Here is a 22,856-nt window from a genome sequence, read left to right as displayed (position 1 = left end):
AGATGTGGCGAGCGTCACGCCAGGGCCTAAAGGCCCTACTTCGGCCCATGTCAGTCCGCCAGCGAGAGCTTGAAGCCCTCGTGGCTGCGTGCGAAGCCCAGCCGCTCGTAGAAGCGGTGGGCGGCCGTGCGCCGCTTGTTGCTGGTCAGCTGGACCAGGCCGCAGCCGCGCTCGCGGGCCCGGTCGGCGGCCAACTTCATCAGCTCCGCCCCCAGCCCTCCGCCCCGCCGGTCCGGGCGGATCCGTACCGCCTCCACCAGCGCCCGGTCCCGGCCGCCCTGGCCCAGGCCCGGGATGTACGTCAGCTGGAGGCAGCCCAGCACCACGGCGCCGTCGTCGTCCGTCAGGACCAGCATCTCGTTGCGCGCGTCCGCCGCGATGGCGGCGAAGGCCCGCTCCAGCGCCTCGTCGACCACGATCGAAGCCGGGTCCACGACCCGTTCCTCGTCGGCCAGCAGGGCGAGTACGGCGGGTAGGTCCTCGCGGGTGGCGATTCGGAAGATCATGGCCAGGAGTGTGGCAGAGGGCCCGGACTGGACGGCGTCCGGGCCCTCTGCGGCCTCAAGGGGTCAAGCGGCTACGGCTACTGCTACTGCTACGGCTTGAAGCGCAGCACCTGCGGGTCGTGGTCGCTGTTCTGCGCCGAGAACTCCGCGTTGATGTGCACGCTGTCGTAGGTGAAGTGCTTGATCGCCGGGCTGGTCAGGATCTGGTCCAGAACCTGCGCGTTGCCCTGGTAGACGTACGAGTACCGCTCCGCCTTCGGCAGCGACTTGATCGCCGGGTACAGCGCCCCACCGTCGGCCAGCGCGTTCGTCGTCGCCGAGAACTCGAAGTCGTTGATGTCGCCGAGGACGAGGACGTTCGCGTTCTTCTCCGCCGCCAGGACCTCCTTCACGAAGCCGTTCACGGCCTGCGCCTGGAGCAGCCGCTTGGCCTCCGAGGAGCGGACCGGCGGCTGGTGGTGCGAGGTCAGGCCCTCGTCGCCGCCCTTGGAGCCGAAGTGGTTGGCGATCACGAAGACCGTCTTGCCGCGGAAGACGAACTCGCCCGCCAGCGGCTTGCGGCTGTCGGCCCACGCGGGGTTCGCGGGGTCGATCCGGCCGGGGGAGTGGGTCAGGGCGGCCTTGCCGTTCTCCTTGACCACGCCGGTCGCCGTCACCGCGTCGCCCGGGGCGCGCTCGGTGAAGGAGACCCGCTCCGGGTTGAAGAGGAACACCTGGCGGATGTTGCCGCCGGGCTCGCCGCCGTCCTTCTTGTCCTCGGGGTTGACGGTCCGCCACTGGTAGGCCGGGCCGCCCGCCGCCGCGATCGCCGCGGTGAACTTCGTGAGCGTCTGCTCGGCCGAGACCGTGCCGTCGTTCTTGGCGCCGTTGTCGTCCTGGATCTCCTCCAGGGCGAGGATGTCGGGGGAGGCCAGGTTCTCGACGACCGCCTTCGCCAGCGCGTCGAACTTCGCCTGCGGGTCGGTCGGGTCGAGGTTCTCGACGTTGTACGTGGCCACCGCGAGCTCTTGCTCGGCCTGCGGCTTGGTCTTCTCGGGGGCGAGGGTGCCCGCCTTGACGGTGCCGAGGGTGCGGGCCGCCAGCGTGTAGCCGCCGAACTGGTTGAAGTCCAGCGGGCCTTCGGTGACGCCGGTCAGCTTGTCGCCGACGTTGGCCACCGGGAAGGGCTGCTGCGCGACGGGCGCGAGCTGCTGGATCTGGAGGCGGCCCGTGTTCTGGGACTCGTAGGAGCCGTAGATGGTCCCGCCTCGCTTGGCGGTGTTCTCCCAGCCCTTCACGGTGACCCACAGCTCCGAGTACGGGTCGGTGGCGCCGACCACGCGCGAGGTGCCGATCTTGACGTTCATGCCCTCAAGGGACTCGTAGTAGTCCAGGGCGTAGCGCGAGGGGTCCAGGGCCAGGCCGTTGATGCTGCCTCCGGCGGCCGGGTCGCCGGCCGGGGCGTACTCGGCGGGCACCGTGTACTCGTTGACCGCGGTGGCCTCGGGCAGCGCGTTGCCCGAGGAGACCACCGTGACGACCGGCTTGGATATCTGGGTCGCCGACTGGTTGCCCGAGCTGAGGCCGCCCGGGACGTACTCGCCGACCGTGCCGGAGACCTTGACCGCGTCGCCCACGGCGACGGTCGGGACCGAGCTGGTGAAGACGAACACGCCCTCGCTGGTGGCGGCGTTGTCGTCGGCGTCGGGGTCCTGGATCCAGAAGCCGCGCGAGCCGTACGTGCGCACGCCCGTCACGATGCCCTCGACATCCGAGACCTGCTTGCCGACGAGCGGGGATATCCGGGTGGTGCCCTGAATGTCGTGGATGCGTACCTGACCGGCGGCGGAGCCTTCGGCCGCGTCGGCCGAGCCCGCCAGCAAGCCGGTGGCCAGCGCGGTGGCGACGAGGGCCGAGACGGCGGCGGAACGGGGATGCGAGGAGCGCATGAGCGGGAACTCCGGTGTGGGATGAGGGAGACGGCGGTGTTGCGGCAGGAGATCTGCGGGAGACTTGCGGCTCCCGAAACATCTACGCGCGTCAATTTCCTGTGTGGCAGCCAAAGTTGTCAAGGCCTCCAGGGAATACGGCAGCCGACTGTGGGATGAACCAAAGGGGATGACCCGTCGGACCCGCCCGAAATGCGTCTACGCTGGGTCGCCTGGCAAGGTCGGCCGTCCGACGGACCGACGGGACGTCACGGCCCCGTGTCACCCCGCCCCACCGCGTCCGCGAGGAGAACCGCCCCATGTCCGCAGAGCCGCACCCCACGCTGCCGCCGGTACGGCTGCACCCCGATGCGGAACTGGCCCGCGACGCCCTCGTCGCCCCGCTGTTCGCCCACGCCGTACGGCTGGCCCGCTGGGCCGGGCCCGGCACCCGCATCGACATCGGCGGCGAACTCGTCGCCGCCCAACTCCCCGAGGCCGCCGCGGCACTCGGCCTCGACGTCGCCGACGCGGACGCCGTGGTGTACGCGAGCCAGGCCTGGCGCGTGGCCGTGGACACCGGGCTGGTCGACGTCACCGAGCCGGAGGAGGACCGGGGCGAGGGTGCCGAGGGCGAAGAAGGGGCCGACGGCGGCGAGGAGGCGTCCGGCACCGCCCTGCCCGGTGAGGACCTGGCGCTGGTGACGAGCGGCGCGCCCGGCGACGTACTCGACCTGTGGCTGGCCGCGCTGGACTCCGTACTGGCCGACGCGGCCGTGCCCGATCTGGACGACCTGGTCGACGCGCTGGACGCGGGCGGCGAGATCGACTTCGACCAGCTGGACTGGAACCCGCGGCGCGAGGCGGACTTCCTCGACGGGGTCCTCGCCAATCTCTACCTGCTCACCGTCTCCGAGGGCGGAGCGGCGGACCGCCCGGTTCCGCTGCCCGTGCTCGCCGCGTCCATGGTGATGCCCGACGGCATGGGCGCGCCGACCGACGCCGTGCTGGAGCAGGTCTCCGACGCGATGATGCGCCTCGACGACCAGTTCCGGCAGCTGGAGCCCATCGGGCTGGTCGAGTTCCGGCCCGTCGACGAGGAGCTGATGACGGAGGCGGACGACGAGCGGATCACCTCCGGCACCGCCGCCGGCCGGGACGACGCCGACGAGGACGTCTCCCGCTACGGGATGGTCCGCCTGACCCCGCTCGGGCTGTACGGGATCCGCGCCCGGATGCTGGAGGCCGGGGTCGAGGTCCCCGCCGTCGGCGACCTGGCCGACAAGGGTGCGGACGCGCTGCTCGACGCCGTCTCCTACTACCCCGAGAGCGCGGCCGAGGCCGAGATCGAGGCGTGGCTGGCCGGACGCGAGGTCCCCGAGGCCGTGGCCGAGCTGCTGGACGCCGCGCGCGGTGACGACGAGGGCGCCCCGCTGCGTCGGCTGCGCTGCCAGCAGGCCCTCGCACCCGCCGGGCCGGAGGCCGAGCCCGCGGTCCGCGCGGTGCTGGACGACCCGGAGCTGGGCGGGCTCGCCCGGGTCTGGCTGGCCGAACGCGGGGTGGGCGACGTACCGGCGCCGGACGGGGCGATGGTGTTCTGGCTGACGGTCGACACGATCGCCGCGCAGCTGGCCGCCGACGGGGAGACCGAGGAGCTGCCGCTGCTGATGGAGACCCTGACCGCCCATCACACGGGGTTCTTCGAGCAGGTGTGGCGGGTGGAGCACCCGGCGACGGCGTACGTCCTGGAGGCGATGGGGCGGCTGCACCCGGACAAGAAGGCGGCGAAGGAGGCCCGCAAGGCCGCGTTCAAGGCGCGCTCCCGGCGGCCGTGACGGGGCAGTCGTGACGGGGTGTCGACAATGAGCCGATCCTGGGCCGGAGTTGGCCATTCCGCCCGCGGGCAAGGGGTCGGCTCCTCTTACCGGGTAGTTCAGCCGCCGTTCACGTGTGGGCGGGAGCGTGTGCGCCGACGACCGCACGACAGGCGCACCACCTCCCCACCCCTGGAGACCCGATGCCGCTCAGCCGCAGAGACTTCACCGCCCGCACCGTCCTCGCCGGAGCGGGAGTCGCGCTCACCGGGACGGTCGGCGCCCTGGCCACCGCCCCGGGCGCGCTGGCGGCCGAGGACGGCCCCCGCCGCGACGAGCACGGACGGCCCTGCGAGCCCGGCTACGGCCCCCTCGTCGCCGACCCGGCCGGCCTCCTCGCCCTCCCCGCGGGATTCGCCTACCGCGTGATCACGCACAGCGGGGTCACCAAGCTGGACTCCGGCGAGATCACCCCGTCCAACCACGACGGGACCGCCGCCTTCGAGGGCCACCGCGGGGTCACCCTCCTCGTCAACAACCACGAGCTCAAGGGCAAGCGGGAGAGCTGGGCCCACCCCGTCCCGCTCACCGAGGGCCTGGTCTACGACCCGGCCGCGGCCGGCGGCTGCACGGTCGTCGAGGTCCGGCGCGGCGGCGAGGTCGCCGAGTGGGTGGGCGTCGCCGGTACGTCGACCAACTGCGCGGGCGGCTCCACCCCCTGGGACACCTGGCTCACCTGCGAGGAGACCGAGGACCTGGCCGGCAAGAACGGCATGACCAAGGACCACGGCTACGTCTTCGAGGTCGACCCGCACGACCGCCGCGCCAACCGCGACCCGCAGCCGATCAAGGCGTTCGGGCGGTACGCGCACGAGGCCGTGGTCATCGACCCGCGCCACGGCCACGCCTACCTGACCGAGGACGCCTCCGGCCCCAACGGCCTGCTCTACCGCTGGACCCCGCCGGCCGGCTTCCGCCACGGGCGCGGCAAGTTCCGTACCCTCGCCGCCGACGCCGGTGTGCTCCAGGCCGCCAAGTGCATCGACAGCTCGGGCCGGTTCGTCGACGACCTCTCGCGCGCGACGAAGATCGGTACCGTCTACGGGGTCGACTGGGTGGACGTGGCGGACCGCGACGCGCGGACCGTGCCGGTGCGCAAGCAGTTCGGCGAGGGCGCCGTGACGCGGGCGCGCAAGCTGGAGGGCATGTGGTGGGCCGACGGCGGCGCGTACTTCGTCTCCTCCTACGCCCGTGAGGAGAGCCCGGGCGCGGCCCACGACGGCCAGGTGTGGTTCTACGATCCCAAGCGGCGCACGATCCGGCTGAACGTCCTGATCGGGATCAACGCGGACCCGGCGGCGGACGGCGGCTACGACGGCCCCGACAACATCACCGTGTCCCCGTACGGAGGCCTCGTCATCGCGGAGGACGGCTCGGGCCTGCAGCACCTGTTCGGCGCGACCGAATCGGGCCGCACCTACCCGCTGGCCCGCAACGAGCTGAACATCGGCACCGCCGAGAAGCCGGAGTACTCGGAGTTCACCGGTGTCTGCTTCTCCCCGGACGGGCGCACGCTGTACGCCAACATCCAGGAGCCGGGCATCATGCTGGCGATCACCGGGCCGTGGCGGCGCGCTCACTGACGCCTGCGCACGCGGGACCGGGCGGGTCCGAGACCGGGCGGGTCCGAGACCGGGCGGGTCCGGGGCCGACGGGGCTCCGGGCCTGCGGCGGTCCGGGCCTCTGGCGGTCCGGGCCTGCGGCGGTCCGGGCCTCTGGCGGTCCCGGGGCCGCGCCTACCGGGCCGCGGAAACCTCCGCGCGGGAGGCCTCGGCCCACTCGGCGAGAAGGAATTCGTACGCCTCCGAGGGCCACTCGCCGTCCACCCGGGTCTCGACAAGGTGCCGTATCGCCTCGTTCGCCTCGGCGGCGGACGGGCGGGCGGGCCCCGCGGGGGTGAGTGACTGGTGCATGGGTTCAAGGCTACGGGCGGGCACTGACAGCCACCTCCGGATTACGGGTGGCATCCATCACCCGCGACGGGGCCTGATGGCTCCTTGTGCCCGCCCACCTGCTCAGAGTGCCTGCGAGGCGGGTTTGACCATGCCGCGCACTGTGCGGGACTTCACAAAGTCGCCCATGGCCGTCATCTCCCACTCGCCGGTGAACTGCTTGATCAGCTTCGCCATCATGACCCCGGTCTGCGGTTCGGCGCCGGTGAGGTCGAAGCGCACCAGCTCCTCGCCGCTCGCCGCGTCGATCAGACGGCAGTAGGCCTTGGCCACCTCGGTGAACTTCTGGCCGGAGAAGGAGTTGACCGTGAAGACCAGCCCCGTCGCCTCGGCGGGGAGCCGGCCCAGATCCACGACGATCACCTCGTCGTCGCCCGCTCCCTCGCCCGTCAGGTTGTCGCCCGAGTGCTTGATCGCGCCGCCGAGGATGGACAGCTTGCCGAAGTAGCAGCTGTCGATGTGGTTGCGCTGGGGGCCGAACGCGATGACCGAGGCGTCGAGGTCGATGTCCCGGCCGCCGAAGGCGGGCTCCCAGCCGAGGCCCATCTTGACCTGGGAGAGCAGCGGGCGGCCGCCCTTGACCAGGGAGACGGTCTGGTTCTTCTGGAGGGTGACCCGGCCCTTGTCGAGGTTGATCTTCCCTCCGGCGGGCGGGGCGGCGGCCGGGACCGGTGCGGGGGCGGCGGGGACCGGCGGGGCGGCGGGTGTGGTGGCGCCGCCGAGCCAGGGGGAGGCCGGGTAGGAGACCGGCGGGGCGGGCGGTGCCGCGGGCGCGGGCGGGGCGACGGGAGCGGCGGCGGGCGCGGCGGCCGGCTCGTCGTCCACGGAGACCCCGAAGTCGGTGGCGATGCCGGCGAGGCCGTTCGCGTACCCCTGGCCGACCGCGCGCACCTTCCACATGCCGCCGCGCTGGTAGACCTCGACGACGACGAGCGCGGTCTCGGTCCCCAGCTGCGGCGGGGTGAAGGTGGCGATCACCGCTCCGCCGTCCGCGTTGCGCACGGTGGCGGTGGGCTCGATGCCCTGGAAGGTCTGCCCGGCCGCGTCGGGGCTGGCCGTGACCACGATCCGCTCGATGCCCGGGGGCAGCGCGCCGGTGTCCACGGTGATCGAGTCCGGTGCCGCACCGCCGCCGGACCGGTACGTCACACCGGGCCCGGAGGGCTGGTTGTAGAAGATGAAGTCGGCGTCGGAGCGCACCTTGCCGTCCGCCGTGAGGAGGAGCCCCGACACGTCGAGCCGCACCGGGGCAGCCACGTCCACCGTCACACGGACGGCATTGAGCGGCAGGTTGGATCCAGGGGTCATAGCGGTCATGCCCTGGAGAACGACCGGAGGTGCTTTGCCGTTCCCTTACTTTCGCGTGAGATTCCGGCCGGGGTCAGCGCCGGTTGCGGGGGTGGTTCCTCGCCGTGCGCTCGTTGCCGAACTTGTAGGCGCCGGTCCAGCGGGCCATGACGAGCTGCGCGTCGCCGGACCCCACCGCGGCCAGGAACGTGGCGGCCCGGCCCCCGCGCAGGGTCGCCGCGGTGCGGCCCTGGTGGGTGATGACGACGGAGTCGTCCTGGTGCTGTCGGTACGAGAACCCGTGCGGCTTCGGCATGAGCCGCAGCCTGCCCCGCCGGGGGCGGGGCGGGCAACGGATTTACCGGCGCCCCCGGGCAGGCCGGCCGGGCCTCCTCAGGTCCCCGTCACGCGGCGCGGCAGCCCCAGCGGGTTGGCCTCGCGCAGCTCGGGCGGAAGGAGGGGGTCCGCCACCGACTGGTACGCCACCGGCCGCAGCCAGCGCTCGATCGCCGTCCCGCCGACGGAGGTGGAGTGCGAGGTGGCCGCCGGGTACGGGCCGCCGTGGTGCTGCGCCGGGGCAACCGCGACGCCGGTCGGCCAGCCGTTCACGACGATCCGGCCCGCCAGTCCCGTGACCTGCGCGATCAGCTCGGAGGCGGGGCCCGGCTCCCCCTCGGTCTCGGCCTGCGACAGCTGGAGGGTGGCGCTCAGGTTCCCGGCGAGCCGCCCGAGCACCGCGCCGGCCTCGCGCTGGTCGGCGTACCGCACGACGACGGTCACGGGACCGAAGCACTCCTCCAGCAGTACCTCGTACCCCGCGTCCGGGGCGCTGTCGAGGAGGCGGGCGGCCGGTACGGTCAGATAGCCCGCTCCGACCGTGTGCTCCCCGCCGGAGCCCGGCGTGACGGGCGCGTCGACGCCGGGCAGCGCGGCCCGCTCACGGACGCCGGAGACGAAGTTCTCCCGCATCCGGTGGTCGAGCAGCACCCCCGGCTCGGTCTCCCCGAGCGCCTTGGTGAGCGCGCCGGTCAGGCGGTCGCCCGCCGCACCCTCGGGGACCAGGACCAGGCCGGGCTTCACGCAGAACTGGCCGACGCCGAGGGTGACCGAGCCCGCGAGCCCGCTGCCGATCTCCTCGGCGCGCTCGGCGGCCGCGGCCGGGGTGACCACGACGGGGTTGAGGGAGCCGAGTTCGCCGTGGAAGGGGATGGGCACGGGCCGGGCGGCGGCCGCGTCGAACAGGGCCCGCCCGCCCCGGATGGAACCGGTGAATCCGGCGGCGGACACCAGCGGGTGGCGGATCAGCTCCAGGCCGGCGTCGAACCCGTGGACCATGGCGACCACGTCGGCCGGGAGCCCGGCGGCGACGGCCGCCCGGCGCAGCAGCGAGGCGCACAGCTCGGAGGTGGCCGGGTGGTCGGGATGCGCCTTGACGACCACCGGGCAGCCGGCGGCCAGTGCGCTCGCGGTGTCCCCGCCGGGGACGGAGAAGGCGAGCGGGAAGTTGGAGGCGGCGTAGACCGCGACCACGCCCAGCGGCACCTTGTAGCGGCGCAGTTCGGGGCGCGGGGGGCTGAGGGAGGGGTCGGCGCGGTCGATCCGGATGTCGAGGTAGGCCCCCTCGTCCACGGCGTCGGCGAAGGCGCGCAGCTGGCCGGTGGTGCGGGCGAGTTCGCCGGTGAGCCGGCCCGGGCCGAGCGCGGTCTCGGCGTCCGCGGCCTCGATGACGTGCGCGGCGGCCTCGTCGAGCAGCGTGGCGGCGGTGCGCAGGAAGGCGGCGCGGGCGGTGGCGTCGGCGAGCGCGCCACGGGCCGCGTGGGCGGCCTGTACGGCTTCGTCCACCTCGCGGGATGTGGCCTCCACCGCAACCTGCTCGCGCTGCTTCCCGGTGCGGGGGTCCACACTCCAGACTGGTGTCGTTGTCATGGCCCACTGCCTCCTGGATCGTTCAGTATTCTGAACGCCGTTCCGGTGGATGAATGATCACATCTGCTGCGGACTCTATTTCCGCGTCCTCCGCGTGACAAGAGGCGACCCGAGGGGAAGCAGGCGTATGACGACGACCGAGTCGGGAAGTGCGGCCCCGGCATCGCCGGTCAAATCGGCGGTGCGGACGGTCCTGTTGCTGGAGCACTTCGCGGCACGGCCCGGACTGCACAGCCTCGCCGACATCCAGAACGACCTCTCCCTGCCCAAGTCCAGCCTGTACATGCTGCTGCGCACCCTGGTGAACCTGGGGTGGGTGGAGACGGACGCGACGGGCACGCGGTACGGCATCGGCGTCCGGGCGCTGCTGGTCGGCAGCTCGTACATCGACGGCGACGAGGTGGTCGCGGCCGCCCGGCCCACGCTGGACCGGCTCTCCGACGACACGACGGAGACCATTCACCTGGCCCGGATGGACGGGACGAGCGTGGTGTACCTCGCGACCCGCCAGTCCCAGCACTACCTGCGGCCCTTCACACGGGTCGGGCGGCGGCTGCCCGTCCACTCGACCGCGCTCGGCAAGGCGCTGCTGGCCACGCACACCGACGACGAGGTACGCGCCCTCCTGCCGCGGCGGCTGGAGGCCGTCACCGAGCACACCGTCACCGACCGGGAGCGGCTCATCGAGGAGCTGGCGCTGGTGCGGGAGCAGGGGTACGCGGTGGACCGGGAGGAGAACACGCTCGGGCTGCGCTGCTTCGGGGTCGCGGTGCCGTACCGGACGCCGGCGCGGGACGCGGTGAGCTGCTCGGTGCCGGTCGCCCGGCTGACGGACGGGCACGAGCAGGCCATCAAGGCGGCGCTGTTCGAGGCGCGGGACCGGCTGTCGGTGGTGACGCGGCGCATGTGAGGCGGTGCAAGTGGTGCGGTGGAGGGGGTGGTTCCTCCCCCGCCCGGGGGAGGCGGTTCCCCTTCGAGGGGGAGGTGGCGGAGCGGCGCGCGCGGGACCGTTGAGTCATGACCACACGAGCCGTTCCCACGACGCACGCGACGCAGCCGCCGGTCCCTTCCCTGGGCACCGGGCGGCGCGTCCTGCGGGTGGTGGCCCTGGCGGCCACCGTGCCGTATCTGACCCTCAAGAGCGCTTGGCTGGCCGGGAGCCACGTCGGGATACCGGACGGCAGTGTGCTCCGCGAGCCCGGGCTGTTCTTCGCCGCGGCCAACTCCGTCACGCTGGCCATGGACGCCTGCGTGATCCTGCTCGTACTGGTGCTCACCCGGCCCTCGGGCATACGGTTCCCGGCCTGGCTGCTGACCGTCCCGGTCTTCGTCGCCTCCGGGCTGCTGACTCCGATCCTTCTCGGGTTCCCGGGCCAACTGCTGGTCCGGGGGCTCGGCTTCGGGCTGGACGGGGTCGCGAAGGCAGCCCAGGAGCCCTTCCTGGACCCGTGGGTGTTCAACGTCGTCTACGCCGGTTTCACCATTCAAGGACTCGCCCTGGCCGGGCTGTTCGTGCCCTATGCGCGGGAGCGCTGGGGCAGGCGCTGGCAGGGCGTGCTGGGGCAGCGGCTCCCGTCATCCACGGGGGTGGTGGCGGGAGCCGCTGCGGCGACAGGTCTGGCGGTCTCGGCTGTGTACGCGTACTGGGCCTTCGGCGGTACGGCCTGGCTGGGCGCCGAGCGGGCGGCCGCGTACTCGGCGGAGACAGCCGTGGTGTCCGCGGCCCACGGGATGTGCGCGCTCGCGGCCGGAGCCGGGGCACTGCTCCTGGCCCGCGGCGGGGACGTGCGGGCGCGATGGCCGCTCGGCCTCGCCTGGATCGGCGCGGGGGCGACGCTGAGCTGGGGGGCGTGGATGCTGACCACCTCGCTGGGACCGCAGTTGGACGGCGGCGAAGGGCCTACGGCCGCGATCTTGCTGACCTACGCTGGCCAGATGATCACCGGGTCGCTCGCCGCCACTGTCCTCACGCGATTCCTCATATCCCGCCGCGAGGCGTGATGCGCGACGGTCTGGGCCGGCTCCTGGGTGCGCGGGCGCGGCTGCGCTGGGTCCACCTGATACTCGGCGGGGCCCTGCTCATGCCGTACTTCCTCCTCGCCCAGGTGGGGGTCGGTATGGCGGCCGGCGGGAAGAACGCCTTCAGCTCTTTCCCGCTTTCCCTCGTCGCCTACGCGGCCGCCCTGCCGCTGGCCGCGGCCACCGCCGTGTTCGGGCTGGTCCGGCCGCTGTCGGTGACCGCCGTCCGGGCCATGTGCGGGGTGCCGGGGGAGCGGCTCGCCGAGGGGCCCGCGCGGTCCTGGTCCGCCCGGGGGCGGACCTCCGCCTGGTGGACCCTCCACCTGGGGGTCGGCGCGCTGATCAGCGGGATGAGCCTCGCCGTCCCGCCCATGGCGGTGGTGCTGATCACGCTGCCGCTCGTGAGCCGACTCGAGGCTGCCAGGCTCGGGCTGGGCTGGTTCTCCCTGGGGGTCGGTCCGTACGTGGCCCCCGCGCTCGGGACGGGCATGCTGGCCGGGCTCGTCCTGTGCGCCGCAGGGGCCGGGGCGCTCCTGGCCCGGCTGGCGCCCGTACTGCTCGGGCCGACCGGGGCGGACCGGCTGGCCGCCGCGGAGGAGCGGGCCGCCGACCTGGCCGTGCGCAACCGGCTCGCCCGGGAGCTGCACGACGCGGTCGGGCACGCGCTGAGCGCCGTCACCCTCCAGGCGAGCGCCGCACGGCGGGTGCTGGAGCGCGACCCCGACTTCGTACGGGAGGCGCTGGCCGCGATCGAGGACACCACTCGGCGGACGGTGGGCGAGCTGGACGCGGTACTGGGCCTGCTGCGTGACGGGGACGCGGCCCGGCCGGACGCCGCGCCCGCGCCGACCCTGGCCGCCGACCTCGACGGACTGCTGGCCCGCACCCGGGCCGCGGACACCACCGTCACCGCCCGCCAGGACCCCGGCCCCGTCGGGGACTGGGCCCGGCTGCCGGCGATCGCCTCCCGGGAGGCGTACCGGATCGTGCAGGAGGGCCTCAGCAACGCGCTGCGCCACGGCGCGGGCCCCGTGGAACTGCGGATACGCGTCCAGGCCGGGGCAGAGACCGGACACCGTGAACTGGAGATCACCATGACCAATCCGCCCGCCGCACCGGAGAGCCTGGAGCCCCGCACCACCGGCGGCCGCGGCCTGCGCGGCGCCGCCGAACGGGCCGCGCTGCTCGGCGGCCGGGTCGAGGCCGGCCCGTATGAGGGCCTGTGGCGGCTGCGTGCCGTCCTGCCGCTCGCCGGAGACGGCCGATGACCGAGCCGACCCCGACCCCGATCACGGCCGCGACCGTGCCCCCGCCCCCGCCCCCGCCCCCGCCCCGGGCCCCGGCCCCGATCACGGACCCGACCGCGACCGTGCCCCCGCCCTCGCCGCCGACGGGCCGCCCGCCGCTGCGCATCGTGCTCTGCGACGACGAGCGGATGGTCCGCACCGCCTTGCGGGTCATCCTCGAAGCCGAACCGGACCTGGAGGTCGTCGGCGAGGCGGCGACCGGGGCGCAGGCCGTCCCGCTGGTCCGCTCCCTCGCCCCCGACGTGGTGCTGATGGATGTCCGGATGCCCGAGATCGACGGGATCCGGGCCACCGAGCAGATCCTCGCCACGATGGCCGAGCCGCCCCGCATCGTGGTCGTCACCACCTTCGAGAACGACTCCTACGTCTACGGGGCGCTGCGCGCGGGAGCCGCCGGCTTCCTCCTCAAACGGGCCGATCCCGACGAGCTGATCGGCGCCGTCCGCCTCGTCGCCCGAGGCGACTCGCTGCTCTTCCCGGCCGCCGTCCGCTCCCTCGCCGCGGCCCACACTTCGGCCGCCCCGCCCGCCGCGCCCTGGGTGGCCCGGCTCACCGACCGCGAGGCCGACGTACTGCGGCTGATGGCCACCGGCCTGTCCAACCACGAGATGAGCGAGCGCCTCGGGGTCGGCCCGCAGACGGTCAAGACCCACGTCGCGTCCGTTCTCGCCAAGACCGGGGCCCGCGACCGCACCCAGGCGGTCATCGCGGCCTACGAGGGCGGCTTCATGAAGAAAAGCTGAGAACCCCGCCACAATCGGGGCAGAGCGGAACGCCTGCGGCCACTGGGACGTCCTTCTGGGGGATGAACAAGACGATCAGGCGCGCGTCGGTCTTCTGTCTGCTTCTGGTGCTGGCCCTGCTGGTCCGTGTCACCTGGGTGCAGGCATACCAAGGCCAGGCCCTCGCAGACGACCAGCACAACCGACGGAACCTCATCGGGCAGTACGAGAACCCGCTGGGCAACATCATCGTGGGCGGGGAGGCGATCACCGGTTCGACGAAGACGGGCGGCAAGGACTTCGGCTACAAGCGGACGTATACCGACGGTCCCCTCTACGCGCCGATCACCGGCTACAGCTCCCAGGCCTACGGCACGAGCATGCTGGAGGGCATCTACAAGAACGTCCTCAACGGCTCCGACAGCCGGCTGAAGACCGTGATGGACACGCTCACGAACAAGCGTGCCGCCCCGGGCAACGTCCTGACCACCATTGACAAGGACGTACAGAAGGCCGCCTACGACGCGCTGCAGGGCAAGCAGGGCGCCGCCGTGGCCATCGACCCCGCGACCGGCCAGATCCTCGGTGTGGTGAACAACCCCTCCTTCGACCCGGGCCGCATCACCGGCGCCAACGACGAGCAGGCCTGGACGGAGCTCTCCGCCGACAAGGGCAAGGCCATGGAGAACGTGGCCCTGCGCAAGCCCCAGGCACCGGGCTCCACCTTCAAGCTCGTCACCCTCGCCGCGGCGATCGAGAACGGCCTCGTCACCGGCATCGACCAGCCGACCGGCATCTCCGACCCGTACACCATCCCCGGCACCCGCACCCTGCTGCCGAGCGAGGCCGGCTCCGCGGCCTGCAACAACGTTTCGGTGCGTACCGCCCTGCGGCTGTCCTGCAACAACGTCTTCGCGGAGCTCGCCTCCAAGCTGGGCCAGGACAAGATGCGCGCGACGGCGGAGAAGCTCGGCTTCAACGTGCAGATCGACACCCCGGTCCGCACCAACCCGGCGAGCAAGTACCCGGCGAAGAAGATGTCGGTCGACCAGGTCGCGCAGACCGGTATCGGCCAGTTCGACGTCCAGGCCACCCCGCTCCAGATGGCGATGGTCACGGCCGCGATCGAGAACGGCGGCAAGCTCGTCGCCCCCCACATGGTCGCCGAGGTCACCGACGCCAACGGCAACGTGCTGGAGAGCTTCAAGGACCCCAAGTCCCAGCAGGTCATGAGCGAGAAGACGGCCTCGATGATCCGCGACGCGATGCGGACGGTCGCCACCGAGGGCGGCGGCAAGCCGGCCCAGGTGGCGGGCGCCGAGGTGGGCGGCAAGACGGGCACCGCCCAGCGCGGCGTCAACAACAGCCTCGCGCCGCTGGCCTGGTTCACCTCGTACGGCAAGGCGAACGGCAAGCAGATCGCCGTGGCCGTGGTGATCGAGAACTCGGACACCGACCGCTCCGAGATCGGCGGCGGCAAGCTGGCCGCCCCCATCGCCCAGAAGATGATGGAGGCGTGGCTGAAGAAGTAGCCACGCGGGCAGCGCACGCGGCGCGCCGGGAACCGCCACGGTTCCCGGCGCGTTTCCCTTCTCATGATCAGAATCGCGCGCCCCGCCGACCTCGACGCCATTGCCGCCCTCCACACCCGGGCCCGTGCCACCTACTACCAGGGCCGGATCCCCGAGGAGGCCTACGGCGGCGAGGCCGAGCTCGCCCGCTCCCGCGAGGGCTGGTCCCGGGCCGTCGCCCGCGCCGCCGCCGAAGGCGGGGTCCTGTGCGCCGAACAGGACGGCGAGCTCACAGGGGTCGCGGCCTTCCGCACCGCGGACGGCGAGACCACCCTCACCCAGCTCCACGTCGACCCGGTGCACTGGCGGCGCGGCACCGGTGCCGCCCTCCACGCGGCCTGCCTCGACGCCTGGCGCCGCGCCGGCGTCCGCCGGGTCCGCCTGGAGGTCTACGAGCACAACCTCCGCGCCCAGGCCTTCTACGCCACCCACGGCTGGCTCCCGGAACCGGAGCCCGCCGGCTCCGGCTCCCACCTCGTCCTCTGGCTCACGGTGGCCCCGCAGTCCGGGGAATGAGACGTGACCCCGGTTCGTTGAAGCCAGAACTGTTCCATTCGCGTTCAGTCACGTTCACCCACGGACCCGGAGAGAAGAAGGATCATGCGCGTCGAGATCTGGAGCGACATCGCCTGCCCCTGGTGCTACATCGGCAAGGCCCGATTCACCAAGGGGCTGGCCGAGTTCGCGCACCGTGACGAGGTGGAGGTCGTCTTCCGGTCCTTCGAGCTCGACCCGAACGGCGCCAAGGGCGTCACCGCGCCCGTCGTGGAGATGCTCGCCAAGAAGTACGGCCGCACCCTCGACGAGGCGCGCGCCATGGAGGAGCACGTCGCGGCCAGCGCCCGCGCCGAGGGGCTGACGTACCGCACCGACGGGCGCGACCACGGCAACACCTTCGACATCCACCGCCTGCTGCACCTGGCCGCCGCCCGCGGCCGCCAGGAGGAGCTGCTCGACCTCGCCTACCGGGCCAACTTCGGCGAGGAGAGGTCCGTCTTCGACCCCGAGGTGCTGGTCGCGCTCGCCGTCGAAGCCGGGCTGGACGAGGCCGAGGCCCGCGCCGTCCTCGCCGACGACTCCGCCTACGCCGAGCAGGTGCGCGCCGACGAGCGCGAGGCCGCCGAGCTGGGCGCGAACGCCGTGCCGTTCTTCGTTCTCGACCGCCGCTACGGGATCTCCGGCGGCCAGCCGGCCGAGGTGTTCACCCGCGCCCTGGAGCAGGCCTGGGCCGGGCGCGAGGTCGAGGAGCCGGCCGCCGGGGCCGAGGCGTGCGAGCCCGACGGCGCGTGCGCGGTCCCGCAGGTATAAGACTTCCTTGAGGTTGGCACGTAAAACCAGGTAATGGACTTTGGGTCGGACTCGGCGCAGAGTGGACGCATGGATCTTCTCGCCGAAGCTGCCCGTGCCGAGTTCGCCCATTCCACCACCTACCTCAACACCGCCAACTGCGGGGTGCTCCCGCGTTCCGCCGTCGCCGCCGTACGGGAACTCGCCGAGGCGGCCGGGGCCGGGCTCCCCGCCGGGTTCGGCGACTTCGACCGGGTGAACCGGGCCCGGGCCGCCTTCGCCCGGCTGGTCGGCGTCGGTGTCGACCGGGTCGCCATCGGTTCGGGCGTGGCCACCCACGTCGGCCTGGTCTCGGCCTCCCTCCCGTCCGGGGCCGAAGTCCTCTGCCCGGAGGGCGATTTCGCCTCCGTGATCAACCCCTTCGTGGTGCGCGGCGACCTCAAGGTCCGCTTCGCGCCGCTGGAATCCCTCGCCGAAGCCGTCGGTCCGGATACCGCGCTCGTCTCGCTGAGCGCCGTACAGTCCGCGGACGGGCGGACGGCCGACCTGGCCGCGGTGCGCGCCGCGACGGCCGCGCACGGCGCCCGCATGCTCGTGGACGCGACCCAGGCGGCGGGCTGGCTGCCCTTCGACGCGTCACCGTACGAGTACACGGTCACCGCCGGCTACAAGTGGCTGCTCGGTGCCCGCGGAGCCTCGTACCTGACCGTGTCGGAGGAGGCCCAGCACACCCTGACCCCGCTGCACGCCGGCTGGGTGGCGGCCGAGTCCATGTGGGACGCCACCTACGGGCCGATGCCGCAACTGGCCTACGGGGCCCGCCGCTTCGACGAATCCCCCACGTTCCTCGCCTATCACGCGGCAGAGGCCTCGCTGGCCCTGCTGGAGCGGATCGGCGTCGAGGCCGTCCACGCCCACGACACCGCACTCGCCGCCCGCTACCGGGCAGGTCTCGCCCGCCTCGGCCACGAGCCGGTCCCCGGCGAGTCGGCCATCGTCTCGGTGCCGGGCCTCGCCGACCGGCAGCCCGCGCTCCTGGCCGCCGGCATCGCCACCTCCGCCCGCGCCGGCGCGCTGCGCGCCTCGTTCCACCTCTACGCCACCGAGGCGGACGTGGACCGGCTGCTGGGCGCCCTCGCCTGACGCCGACGCTCCGCCCGCCCGCCCGCGCGCGCGCCCAGCGGCGCCGCCGGATCCGCCGCGGGAACGGCGGGTCACGGTGGTGCCGCGGGGGTACCCGCCGTGCGGGCCGCACGCGCACGTACAGTGCCGACATGACTGACGTGCTGCATGTGAAGGGCCGTGTGCTCGTCGGCCCCGATGAGGTCCGCGACGAGCTCTGGGTGGTCGGGGGCCGGATCTCCTACGAGCGCCCGAGCGCGGCCCGGGAGGTCACCACGGTGACCGGCTGGGCCCTGCCGGGGCTGGTCGACGCGCACTGTCACGTGGGGCTGGACTCCCACGGTCCGGTCGACGCCGCGACGGCCGAGCGGCAGGCACTCACCGACCGCGACGCCGGCACCCTCCTGATCCGCGACGCCGGGTCGCCCTCCGACACCCGCTGGATCGACGACCGCGAGGACCTGCCGAAGATCATCCGGGCGGGCCGGCACATCGCGCGCACCCGCCGCTACATCCGCAACTACGCCCACGAGATCGAGCCGGCCGACCTGGTCGACTACGTGGCCCGTGAGGCGGTGCGCGGCGACGGCTGGGTGAAGCTGGTCGGCGACTGGATCGACCGCGAGGCCGGGGACCTGACGGCCTGCTGGCCGCGCGCCGAGGTCGAGGCGGCCATCGCCGAGGCGCACCGGCTGGGCGCCAGGGTGACGGCGCACTGCTTCGCCGAGGACTCGCTGCGCGACCTGGTCGAGGCGGGCATCGACTGCATCGAACACGCCACCGGCCTGACCGAGGACACCATCCCGCTGTTCGCGGAGCGTGGGGTCGCGATCGTCCCGACCCTCGTGAACATCGCGACGTTCCCGAAGATGGCGGCAGGCGGCGAGGCGAAGTTCCCGCAGTGGTCGGCGCACATGCGGCGGCTCCACGAGCGGCGTTACGACACCGTGCGGGCCGCCTACGACGCGGGCATCGCGGTGTACGTCGGCACCGACGCGGGGGGTTCCCTGCCGCACGGCCTGGTCGCGGCGGAGGTCGAGGAGCTGGTGAAGGCCGGGATCCCGCCGCTGGACGCGCTGTCCGCGACGGCCTGGGCGGCCCGCGAGTGGCTCGGCCGGCCAGGCCTGACCGAGGGGGCGCCGGCGGACCTCGTGGTCTACGCCGACGATCCGCGGGCCGACGTACGCGCCCTCGCGCAGCCTCTTCGGGTCGTCGTGGACGGCAAGGTCCGTGCCTGAGCGGCGTGTTGACGCCGCGTGACATCGCGGGCCCGGCGGTCGTTAAAGACGGCCGTGCTCGCCGTATGTCCGCGAAAGGAGAGAACACGCGTTCTTCCTGGGGCGCCATTATTCGAATGTGTGCGTGGAAACCACCCCTTGGGGTGAACTCACGTCAGGTGCCTGAACGTTCACTCACAGTGCGTAAAGATTCCGGGGTCGAGGCCGTCGGCGCGCGATGTCCCCCATTGGCGGCGCGGCGGCACCCATCTCCCCGGGGGTTCCACCACCTTGAACAGCAACACCTTCCGCGTGCCCGCGGCCGTCCTGCTCGCCACGGGAGCGGTGGCCCTGCTCGCCGCCCCGCCCGCCTCCGCCACGGGCGGCGGCGGCGCCGCGGGCGAGGGCAGGGCAGGCGCCGTCGTCCTGCGCACCACCTTGGACGTGGGCCTGCTCAACAAGACCGTGCACCTCCCGCTGAAGACCTCCCTCAACGAGGTCAGCGCCCCGGCGACGGCCGAGAAGACGGCGCTGACGGTCACCCTGGACGGCGTCGAGGGCGGTGCGCCGGTCAGCGTGCTCAAAGCCGACGTGGCCACCTCCAAGGCGACCGCGGACAAGACCCGGGCCGAGGCGCAGGCCAACCTCGCCAAGGCCCGCGTACACGTGCCCGGCCTGCCGGAGCTCTCGCTCATCGAGGTCGAGAAGGTCACCTCCAAGGCCGTCTGCGAGTCGGGCAAGCAGCCGACGGCCAGCGCGAACGTGCTCGGGACGGTGACCGCGCTCGGCAAGCGGATCACCCCGTCGGCGGGCGGCCCCACCAAGGTGGAGGTGCCGGGCGTGGGCCTGGTCAGCCTGGAGCTGTCCGGTACGGAGACCACCTCCACCACGTCGGCCGTGGCCGCGCTCCGCCTGAAGGTGTCGGTCAACCCGCTGAACCTGAACGTCGCCCAGGTGGAGGGCGAGGTCGTGCTCGCCGAGGCGCACTGCGAGTCCCCGACGGCTCCCGCGCCGACCCCTCCCGCGCAGCCGGACGTCAAGCCCCAGACCGCCACCGGCACCGGGTCCGCCGTCACCAAGGACGCCAACCTGGCCGAGACCGGCGGCGGTTCGCTGACCCCCTACGTCGCGGGCGGCGCGCTGGCCCTGCTCGGGATCGGCGGGGTCGCGCTCGTGGTGACCCGGCGGGGCAGCGCCTCGTAACACGGCGGGGCAGGCCTGGTGACGCGGTGGGGGCCGCGAGGGCCGCGCCGCCCGAGGAGCACACGGAGGGGAGTGCTCAGCGGGCGGCGTGCTCCAGGCCCTGCCCGCCCGCGCCGCGTGACAGCACGGCCTCGGTGACCTGCTGGTCGATCCGGGCGTACTCGCTCCGCCTGGCGGCCGGGAGCGTGCTGTCCGAGGCCGCGCACGAGGCGCAGACGACGCGGAACGGCGGCCCCATGTCCGAGTACTGCGTGAGGAATTCGGCCTTCACCACCTCCCAGCGGCCCGCGTGAGCCGCCGCCGGGGCGAAGGTGAACCGGGGGACCGACGACTGGTTTCCGCGCAGCTTGTCGGCCGGTACGAAACTGGCGACCTGGTCACCCATGCCGAAGACCACCCAGGTGCCGTTGATCTTCTCGTAGGGCTGCGGCACGTGGTTGTGCGTGCCGATGATCAGATCGATGTCGGCGAGGCCGTCGGCCGCGCGCGAGGCCGTCAGGGCCTGCGCCAGCTCGCGCTGCTGCTCGTCGGGCGCCGTCTGCCACTCGGTGCCCCAGTGGACACTGAGCACGACCACGTTCGCGCCGCCGGCCCGGGCCGCGCGGGCGTCGGCGATCATCCGGTCCTTGTCGATCAGGTTCACGGCCCACGGCTTGCCCGCGGGGAGCGGGATGCCGTTCGTGCCGTACGTGTAGTCCAGCTGGGCGACCTTCGCGCCGCCGGCCGAGAGCAGGGCCGGGGCCTTGGCCTCCTCCGGGCTGCGGGCCGAGCCGACGTGCGGAATGCCGACCCGGTCGAGGTGTTCGAGGGTGCGGGCGAGGCCGTCGTACCCGTCGTCCAGGGTGTGGTTCGAGCCGGTGGAACAGCTGTCGTACCCGGCGTCCTTGAGCGCGTCGGCCAGCTGGTGCGGGGCCTTGAAGGTCGGGTAACCGGTGTAGGGGCCGCCGGGCCGCCCGTACGGTATCTCGTGATGGCATATCGCCAGGTCGGCGGCGGACACCAGGGGTTTGACCCCGGCGAGTATCTTCCGGAAGTCGTGCTCCCCGGCCTTGCCGGCGTCGTCCGCGGACTGCTGGACGATCGACGGGTACGGGATGATGTCGCCCGTCGCCACCAGCGTGAACGGCCGCCCGGCCGGGGCCGTGCCGCTCGGCTCGGCGGGCCCGGTGCCGGGCTTGCCCTGGAGCCGCTGCTGCGCGGTGGACGCGCGGCTGCCGTCGCCGTGGCCGACGCCGTCGAGCAGCCGGGGCACGCCGTAGATCCCGCCGCCCACGACCGCCAGCCCGGCAAGGGCCGCGCCTATCCTGGCCGATGTCCTCATGCCCCAACCCCCGTTGCCGCAGCCGCTGCGGGGATCCGTGCCCGGCCCCGCCCCCGTGGCCATCGTAGGCAGGCCATCCGGTGGACGGCGACCGCAGGCCGCCCGGCGGACGAGCGGGTCAGCTGGTGGCGGCCAGCGTCAGGGCGTGGTCCAGGGCCTGGAGGAGTCGGCCCGTCGTCGCCCGGTCGCGGACCGCCAGCCGGAGCCAGGAGCGGTCCAGCCCCGGGAAGGTGTCCCCGCGGCGGACGGCGAAGCCGAGGGCGCGCAGCCTCGTGCGTACCTGCGCCCCGTCCGCCACCTGGATCAGGACGAACGGCCCCTGCGCCACCCCCGCCACAGTGACCTCGTCGAACTCCGCGAGCCCGGCCAGCAGATGGGCCCGGTCCACCGCGATCCGCCGCGCCGCCTCCTCCGCCTCGGCCAGCGCCGCCGGAGTCACGCAGGCCTCGGCCGCCACCAGCGCCGGCGTGGACACCGGCCACAGCGGCTGGGCGGCCGCCAGCTTCGCGATCACCTGCGGCTCGGCCAGTACGTAGCCGATCCGCAGCCCCGCCAGGCCCCAGGTCTTCGTCAGGCTCCGCAGCACCACGAGCCCGGGGACGTCCATCCGCCCGGCCAGGGCCTCCCGTTCGCCCGGGACGGCGTCCATGAACGCCTCGTCCACCACCAGGATCCGGCCCGGCCGGGCCAGCGCGGCCAGCGTCCGCGCCGGGTGCAGGACCGACGTCGGGTTGGTCGGGTTGCCGACCACCACCAGGTCCGCGTCCTCGGGCACCGCCTCCGGGTCCAGCCGGAACCCGTCCGCCGCCCGCAGCACCACCCGCTCCACCCGGTGCCCCGCGTCCCGCAGCGCCGCCTCCGGCTCGGTGAACTGCGGATGCACCACGACCGGCCGTACGGCGCCCAGGGCCCGGGCGATCAGCACGAAGGCCTCCGCCGCCCCGGCCGTCAGGAGCACCCGCTCGACCGGCAGCCCGTGCCGGGCCGCCACCGCCGCGCGGGCGGCCCGGCCGTCGGGGTAGGCGGCGAGATCCCCGAGGGAGGCGGCGATCCGCTGCTTGAGCCACTCCGGGGGCGTGTCCGCCCGTACGTTGACCGCGAGGTCCACCAGGTCGGAGCCCGCGTCCATCACCTCCGCGTCGCCGTGGTGGCGCAGGTCGTGCGCCTGCGCCGTGGCCACCGCGCAGGTCGCGGCCACCGACCGCCGCTTGGGTACGAGGAGTTCACCGCCGCTCGCGAGCGCTGCGGCCTCCGCCACCGAGGGGGTCCCGGCGGCGGTGCGCGCCGCGTCCGAGGGGTTCGGTACGGGGATCTCGGCCAGGTAGGCGGCGGGGTACGCGATGAGGGGCACGCCGAAACGTTCCGCCGCGCCCGCTATCCCCGCCTCGCCCGCCTTCGAGTCCACCGTGGCCAGCGCCGTCACCGACGCCGTGGCCAGTCCGGCCCCCCGAAGCGTCTCCTCGACCAGGGCGCAGACCTCCGCCACGGAAACCCCCGTGCGTCCGCCGACCCCGACCACCAGCTGCGTCGCGTACTCGCCCACCGGGTGTCCTCCCTCCGTAGTCACCGTCACCGGTACCTCACCGCCGCCGGTCAGTCGTCAACAGTCGGCCACCCGCGACGCGCGGGCGGAAG

The 22,856-nt window shown here is 73.4% G+C and carries 20 protein-coding genes; 12 read left to right on the top strand and 8 right to left on the bottom strand.

Going from position 1 to position 22,856, the window contains the following annotated elements:
- Positions 1–50: 50 nt before the first annotated feature.
- Both OG429_RS10615 and OG429_RS10610 read right to left on the bottom strand, forming a co-directional pair.
- Positions 51–506, bottom strand: a complete 456-nt coding sequence (locus tag OG429_RS10615) for a GNAT family N-acetyltransferase (protein WP_328925055.1) — start codon at positions 504–506, stop codon at positions 51–53.
- Between the two features lie 89 nt (positions 507–595).
- Positions 596–2,434 carry an endonuclease/exonuclease/phosphatase family protein gene (locus OG429_RS10610; RefSeq protein ID WP_328925054.1) on the bottom strand — a complete coding sequence of 613 codons (1,839 nt, stop codon included), beginning with the start codon at positions 2,432–2,434 and terminating at the stop codon, positions 596–598.
- A 299-nt stretch (positions 2,435–2,733) separates the two neighbouring features.
- Between OG429_RS10610 and OG429_RS10605 the strand changes: the two genes are divergently transcribed.
- Both OG429_RS10605 and OG429_RS10600 read left to right on the top strand, forming a co-directional pair.
- Complete coding sequence (locus OG429_RS10605) at positions 2,734–4,248, top strand: hypothetical protein (protein WP_328925053.1); 1,515 nt, start codon at positions 2,734–2,736, stop codon at positions 4,246–4,248.
- A gap of 182 nt (positions 4,249–4,430) precedes the next feature.
- Positions 4,431–5,870: an alkaline phosphatase PhoX gene (locus tag OG429_RS10600; RefSeq protein WP_328925052.1), complete on the top strand. Its 1,440-nt coding sequence runs from the start codon at positions 4,431–4,433 to the stop codon at positions 5,868–5,870.
- 153 nt (positions 5,871–6,023) lie between these two features.
- Here the strand turns inward: OG429_RS10600 and OG429_RS10595 are convergent, their stop codons facing one another.
- The 4 genes from OG429_RS10595 to OG429_RS10580 all read right to left on the bottom strand — a co-directional run bounded on the left by OG429_RS10595 (position 6,024) and on the right by OG429_RS10580 (position 9,452).
- A complete protein-coding gene (locus OG429_RS10595) occupies positions 6,024–6,200 on the bottom strand; it encodes a hypothetical protein (protein WP_328925051.1) in 177 nt (58 codons plus the stop codon).
- Positions 6,201–6,302: 102 nt separating this feature from the next.
- A complete protein-coding gene (locus tag OG429_RS10590) occupies positions 6,303–7,556 on the bottom strand; it encodes a TerD family protein (protein ID WP_328925050.1) in 1,254 nt (417 codons plus the stop codon).
- A 64-nt stretch (positions 7,557–7,620) separates the two neighbouring features.
- Positions 7,621–7,842: a hypothetical protein gene (locus OG429_RS10585; RefSeq protein WP_328925049.1), complete on the bottom strand. Its 222-nt coding sequence runs from the start codon at positions 7,840–7,842 to the stop codon at positions 7,621–7,623.
- Between the two features lie 77 nt (positions 7,843–7,919).
- Complete coding sequence (locus OG429_RS10580) at positions 7,920–9,452, bottom strand: aldehyde dehydrogenase (NADP(+)) (RefSeq protein WP_328925048.1); 1,533 nt, start codon at positions 9,450–9,452, stop codon at positions 7,920–7,922.
- Between the two features lie 127 nt (positions 9,453–9,579).
- Between OG429_RS10580 and OG429_RS10575 the strand changes: the two genes are divergently transcribed.
- From OG429_RS10575 to OG429_RS10530, 10 genes are all read left to right on the top strand, one after another.
- Positions 9,580–10,362 (top strand): IclR family transcriptional regulator, encoded by a 783-nt coding sequence (locus OG429_RS10575; protein WP_328925047.1) that lies wholly within the window; start codon positions 9,580–9,582, stop codon positions 10,360–10,362.
- Between the two features lie 107 nt (positions 10,363–10,469).
- Positions 10,470–11,453, top strand: coding sequence for a hypothetical protein (locus OG429_RS10570; protein ID WP_328925046.1), 984 nt, complete (start codon positions 10,470–10,472; stop codon positions 11,451–11,453).
- On the top strand, positions 11,453–12,739 hold the full coding sequence (locus OG429_RS10565; RefSeq protein ID WP_328925045.1) for a sensor histidine kinase: 1,287 nt from the start codon (positions 11,453–11,455) through the stop codon (positions 12,737–12,739). The genes OG429_RS10570 and OG429_RS10565 overlap by 1 nt, the downstream gene beginning before the upstream one ends.
- The gene (locus tag OG429_RS10560) at positions 12,736–13,521 is read left to right on the top strand and encodes a response regulator transcription factor (RefSeq protein WP_328925044.1); all 786 of its coding nucleotides are present in this window, start codon (positions 12,736–12,738) and stop codon (positions 13,519–13,521) included. Before OG429_RS10565 ends, OG429_RS10560 begins: the two co-directional genes overlap by 4 nt.
- Positions 13,522–13,583: 62 nt before the next feature.
- Entirely contained in the window at positions 13,584–15,032 is a 1,449-nt protein-coding gene (locus OG429_RS10555) for a peptidoglycan D,D-transpeptidase FtsI family protein (protein WP_328925043.1), read from the top strand.
- 63 nt (positions 15,033–15,095) lie between these two features.
- Positions 15,096–15,587, top strand: a complete 492-nt coding sequence (locus OG429_RS10550; protein ID WP_328925042.1) for a GNAT family N-acetyltransferase — start codon at positions 15,096–15,098, stop codon at positions 15,585–15,587.
- Positions 15,588–15,671: 84 nt separating this feature from the next.
- Positions 15,672–16,379 carry a DsbA family oxidoreductase gene (locus OG429_RS10545; RefSeq protein WP_328925041.1) on the top strand — a complete coding sequence of 236 codons (708 nt, stop codon included), beginning with the start codon at positions 15,672–15,674 and terminating at the stop codon, positions 16,377–16,379.
- 69 nt (positions 16,380–16,448) lie between these two features.
- A complete protein-coding gene (locus tag OG429_RS10540) occupies positions 16,449–17,501 on the top strand; it encodes an aminotransferase class V-fold PLP-dependent enzyme (protein WP_328925040.1) in 1,053 nt (350 codons plus the stop codon).
- A gap of 131 nt (positions 17,502–17,632) precedes the next feature.
- Positions 17,633–18,718 carry an amidohydrolase family protein gene (locus OG429_RS10535; RefSeq protein WP_328925039.1) on the top strand — a complete coding sequence of 362 codons (1,086 nt, stop codon included), beginning with the start codon at positions 17,633–17,635 and terminating at the stop codon, positions 18,716–18,718.
- Positions 18,719–18,988: 270 nt separating this feature from the next.
- Positions 18,989–19,900 (top strand): SCO1860 family LAETG-anchored protein, encoded by a 912-nt coding sequence (locus tag OG429_RS10530; protein ID WP_328925038.1) that lies wholly within the window; start codon positions 18,989–18,991, stop codon positions 19,898–19,900.
- Positions 19,901–19,976: 76 nt separating this feature from the next.
- Here the strand turns inward: OG429_RS10530 and OG429_RS10525 are convergent, their stop codons facing one another.
- Complete coding sequence (locus OG429_RS10525; protein WP_328925037.1) at positions 19,977–21,221, bottom strand: CapA family protein; 1,245 nt, start codon at positions 21,219–21,221, stop codon at positions 19,977–19,979.
- 118 nt (positions 21,222–21,339) lie between these two features.
- Positions 21,340–22,764, bottom strand: coding sequence for an Rv2231c family pyridoxal phosphate-dependent protein CobC (gene cobC, locus OG429_RS10520; RefSeq protein ID WP_328925036.1), 1,425 nt, complete (start codon positions 22,762–22,764; stop codon positions 21,340–21,342).
- Positions 22,765–22,856: the final 92 nt, after the last annotated feature.

It is taken from the genome of Streptomyces sp. NBC_00190 (assembly GCF_036203305.1).
In the GTDB taxonomy this organism is placed as follows: domain Bacteria; phylum Actinomycetota; class Actinomycetes; order Streptomycetales; family Streptomycetaceae; genus Streptomyces.
This window is presented reverse-complemented; position numbering and strand designations above follow the sequence as displayed.